Genomic DNA, 4,822 nt, shown 5'->3' on the forward strand with positions numbered 1-4,822 from the left:
ATATCTTCAGTTTTCAAAGAACAATCTGTATGAGATAATCATATTAAATAGTTAGATAATTATAAAACACTTTGGCGTAAGCCAACCGAAAATTCATCTCCTACTTTTATTGGGCTACGCCCTGCGCATTTAGAAGTGAGAGTTTTTTTCGGAAATCTTGTTAAAGTAATCTTGAATGTTAAGTAACCATTAGGTCCAACGGCCAGAGAAAGCCCGCAAACATTGTTCATGAAGACCATTATAGTTAATTTGGATTCAATGCAGAAGAACCTTTACAGTCTTTTAACTTACATGGCTTTATATCATCAATTAACAAGCAAGAATCCTAAACTACTATAATTATAGTATGGATTTTCATTTTATTTATACATTAATTTCATTTTTGTTTTCGAAAGATAAATGCTATATCTTCATAATTTATTTACAAATCACTCATATTTCCTTATCATTAATAATATGTGAACAAAATGTCAATCTCATAGCAATACTCCGCTAGAATGTTAACAAGAAACCATCAAAGAAACTCCACATAATATTGACATCGGTTTATTTTGGGTTAACAAAACATTACTGAGGGTGTTGCAAAACTAAAATAAACATGCAATGTTATGAATCAGAAAAACTAGCTGAACATGTAGTAGGTAGCGGTTTTGACCATACCAACGTTGCTGTTCCAGACCTTTATCTTTAAGGTTACTAAACTGTTGTTCAATTTTTCCACGCTCTTTCGTCAACTGTTTGCCAAAGATGGTTTGTGCAAAATGAGATAATACACGACGATGTGTACTTTTGATTTATTCACCATTAAGTGGGTTAATTGGATTTACTGCAAAAATATCACATGTTCCTGCAATTTCATAAATGTGCTGACTATCATAAGCAGCATCTGCAACGGAAAATAACACATTTTGGTTTTGTATATCTCGAAGCAATACAGGAGCCATTTTGCTTGAAAATCATATAAACTACTCCGTAAGGCAGTGCTTTCAATTAAAACGCACGGAATCAATCCTAAATTCATTTCTTGAAGAGTTTGTTTATGAATCAACGGAATACCTTCGTTGCGAAACCAAGTACCTACACGTGAAAAAGTGGATATATGAGGAACAAAGGAGAGACCACAAGATACACGAAATGAAGGATATTGATGCAAAAAACGGGTTAACTTGCGGAATGGATTGATTTGGAATACCGTTTTTACAAAAAAAATTTGAGTAAAGCTTTTCTACAGATGGGTGGACGGCCTGTAATAGGCGGAACGCCTCCAATGGTTAAACTATCTACGTAGGCAAATAAAATTTGTAAAATGGATTGATTCTGATCAAAATTGGTTATCATACTAGTAAATTCGTCCTTTCCAGTGATAGTTTGGGATACTATCCTTTTTCCAGGAAAACGGATTTCTTTATGCATTCATTTTTGAATATTTATGAGTTTTGCAACACCCTCATTACTGATATGAATAACATGTATTTATTAATAGCAATGTCTTGTGGATATATATAACTTTACATATGAACGATATATTTCAAGTTGATGTTATTAAAAGAAGGTGATTGGATTAATATCACCGAAAAACATGTTATATGTCAATTTCACTTTATATGTCAATTTGAATTTCTATTAGAATCGCACAATATTAAGGAGGTAACACTTTGTTTGAGAAAGAAAATCATGCAGAGCACACAACTTCAAGTGGTGAAAACCCAATGCACGAAGATGCCTTTGAAAAAGCATGGCGAATAACAGAGTTTTCTAAGTTAGTAGGACGTCACCATAATACTGTTTATAATTGGTTCAATACATTAGAAGAGAAAGGATTGCACGGAACTCTTAGAACTAATAATACAAATGAAAAACTTTACAACACATTGGATTTAGAGATAGCCTTGTTTATAAAACAGAAAAGGGATGGAAAATGGTCACTAGACGCGATTATAGAGCTGTTGCCACATCAGTTTGAGTTAAGGCCAGTACCTCCAGAGAACCAATCTAGTGAAATGTCATCTCATTTAAACTTACAAGAAACGGCAGCAACAATTGAAAAGCTAGTAGACCAAAAACTGCAGGTGTATTTACAAACCATTGAAACACAGTATAAGGAAAAGCTTGAAAGTATTTTAAACGCATTACCACAGCCGGAGAATCCAAAGGCAATTAAAGAACGCAACAGACAAGAAAGACTTGATAATATGATAATTGAGCATAGGGCACGTAGGGAGTTAAGGAAAAGGGCAGAACGACTTTGGAGTGAACAACCTGAGGAAGTGCGCGTAAAAAAAGTTGGTTGGTTTAAAAAAGAAGAAGATTTTGCTAAAAAACAACTTTTTATAGAAAATTATCTTGATGAAAACATTATAGAATACATGAAGACTACTATGACAGAAGAATAGAAAAGAAGACTGGGAATTTACCCAGTCTTCTTTTTAATTTGCACCAAACATTTTATCAGGATCCATAAATGCAGCCAATTCCTCATCTTTTTCGGTATCAACTGTTGTTTTTTCAGCATCATACCCCATATCAATGTAATCACCGAAGTTAATACTGAAATCATCATCTTGATCTTGTGCTTCGATAGTACTAATTTGTGATTTTTTATATTGAATTTGACTTTGCTTCTCTTTAAATTCATTAAATTCCTCAACTAGACCTTTAGACAATCGAGATGGTAATGCATCAGTTTTATAGAATGTGTACACACTACCCATAAAATCATTTTTACTCACTAGATAACCGTTAAATATCGTCCCGTTGATTGGTAGCTTATTTGTGACTTCAACTTTTGCGTCATCCATAAATGAATCACCAATATTTTTTTGTTCATCTAAAATTGCTAACATTCCAAAGTGGTGTACTCTTGACGCCTCTAGTCCACCATTATCGTTCTTTTTCATTAACTCTATAGGATGATGGAAAGAGCTTCCTTTTAATGATTCTGAGAACATATCTACAATTTCTTTACTATTTTCAATCTGATTCATATTACGAGAAACTTTATTAATAACAAGACATCCTGTTTTTTCTAATAAGATTCGTTTAAAGTCTTGAGAATCTAAAATAACCGATGTTCCTGCGCCGTTCGAAGCTGTATTCAATTCATGAATAATTTCTCCAATACGCTGGTTTGCATAATCTCGTGAATTCGCAATACCTTTTTTCTCATTTTCGTTTAATCCCTTAAACTCATCATAGAAATGCTGGTTATCTGCAAATACAACGAATGCAACACCTTTTGCTGGTTCGTTAGCTAACTTCCAAATCTCTTGGGAGAATTTGTTTACTTGTCTCAGTACATCAGGTCCATCAGCTCTTACTGGAAGTGTTACTACAATACCCATTTTAATAAAGTCTTTACGTTCAATTGCATTACTAAATGCGATTTTCGCATACTTTTGCTGGTTGGAGAGTAATTCTTCTCTTGGGACTTGTTGGGCAATTTTTTTTAGTTCTTGACCAATAATCGGTTTATTATGAAAAGCTGAAAATTCTTCAATCGCTTTAATAATTGTAGAAGTACCAGTTCCACCACCTAATCCTGCAAAAAACAGAACTAATTCATCAGCTGGTCTTACTCGCTCAGTTATAAATTCCTTTAACTTTTCTTTCGCTTCGTCATTTGAATCCAATACTTTAACAGCACGTTCTGGATTCTTTCCTAATCCACCCAATTTAAGTGATACCTGGTTACTTTTTGGCACATTCTTTAATTCAGCTAAATCACCATCGTTACTATTTAAAGCCAGACAATTGTATACCGCTGTTCCGTCTGTATGTTTATATTCAGCAAATTTATCTGCCATTCTAGTTCCTGCTTGACCAAAGCCAACCATCGTCATTTTTACCGCTACTTCGTTTTTCAGAAAGTTTTTTGCCATTATATTCTCTCACCTTTTTCCTACTTATTTTTTTGTCTACGTTTTCCTAATTCAATTAACACTTGCTGTCCTCTTATTGTGGAGATTAAAAATTTATAAGGGTGCATTATCTTTTCAGTTATTAATGACATTGATGCTAAAGTACTTACACTTACTTCGGCTGATCTTCGTGAAATATTGGTCCGTTCAATCTCTAATGAGTATGATTTCCCCTTTAATTTCTTAACTCTCCTATCAATTACAACGTTATCTACAATCTCATTTATTGAGATACCCCTCATATATTTTGTTTCTTGATATTGTTTATTTACTTCGGATCCTATGTAATGAAATACACTGTAAAGTATTTCATCTTCTTCAAGAATGTCTGAGAACATACTCACTACTTCATCTGTAAATTTATTCTGTTTATATTTTTCACTTAATACCTCGTTCAAGTTGTCCTCCCCTTAAAACATTGGTTAATTATTCCTACAAGTATATTACATTATTATAAAGCGTATATCAAGTCATCATATATAGAACTTATATATAAAGTGTATAAGGATGATAGATAACCATATCATTGATATAAAAGCGTTTTTATATAAGACGCACATGAAAGACGTGCAACTAACATATTAATTATAGGTTTCATATAATTAACATCACACATACTATTAAACACTAAAGTTATTATATACAAGTACATTTCAATTTATAATTTGTAGTGCAATATATATTTTTTAATAAAATCGCAAACTATAAATCTTATAAATAACCTATAAGTTGTATTTATAAGATTTATATACAAGACGTATAAGTAATCCCTTATAAATAAACACTGTGTCTCTTTCGGATTAACTTCATGTTAACACTATTTTTAAATTAATCGGTTATACACCTTATATATACAGTGTATATATAAGGTGTATAAAGAGAATCTAGCTTGCATAGAAAGAGCG

General features: G+C 32.4%; 3 protein-coding genes and 1 pseudogene. 1 reads left to right on the plus strand and 3 read right to left on the minus strand.

The window, feature by feature from the left end; genetic code table 11:
* Positions 1 to 587: 587 nt before the first annotated feature.
* Positions 588 to 1,338, minus strand: a pseudogene (locus tag CDB3_RS30525) (transposase).
* A 371-nt stretch (positions 1,339 to 1,709) separates the two neighbouring features.
* Here CDB3_RS30525 and CDB3_RS30530 point away from each other — a divergent pair.
* Entirely contained in the window at positions 1,710 to 2,393 is a 684-nt protein-coding gene (locus CDB3_RS30530; protein WP_128857073.1) for a terminase gpP N-terminus-related DNA-binding protein, read from the plus strand.
* A gap of 33 nt (positions 2,394 to 2,426) precedes the next feature.
* Here the strand turns inward: CDB3_RS30530 and CDB3_RS30535 are convergent, their stop codons facing one another.
* Together CDB3_RS30535 and CDB3_RS30540 are read right to left on the minus strand one after the other, a co-directional pair.
* Positions 2,427 to 3,878 carry an FtsZ/tubulin family protein gene (locus CDB3_RS30535; protein WP_128857071.1) on the minus strand — a complete coding sequence of 484 codons (1,452 nt, stop codon included), beginning with the start codon at positions 3,876 to 3,878 and terminating at the stop codon, positions 2,427 to 2,429.
* Between the two features lie 20 nt (positions 3,879 to 3,898).
* Positions 3,899 to 4,315, minus strand: a complete 417-nt coding sequence (locus CDB3_RS30540; RefSeq protein ID WP_128857072.1) for a hypothetical protein — start codon at positions 4,313 to 4,315, stop codon at positions 3,899 to 3,901.
* Between the last annotated feature and the right edge of the window lie 507 nt (positions 4,316 to 4,822).

Origin of the sequence: Bacillus sp. CDB3, from assembly GCF_002081505.1 — a bacterium.
GTDB lineage: Bacteria > Bacillota > Bacilli > Bacillales > Bacillaceae_G > Bacillus_A > Bacillus_A cereus_AT.

Bases quoted from the DNA above. Each gene is read 5' to 3' on its own strand.
- CDB3_RS30530 (WP_128857073.1), top strand. From the start codon at position 1,710: ATGCACGAAGATGCCTTTGAAAAAGCATGGCGAATAACAGAGTTTTCT.
- CDB3_RS30535 (WP_128857071.1), bottom strand. From the start codon at position 3,878: ATGGCAAAAAACTTTCTGAAAAACGAAGTAGCGGTAAAAATGACGATG.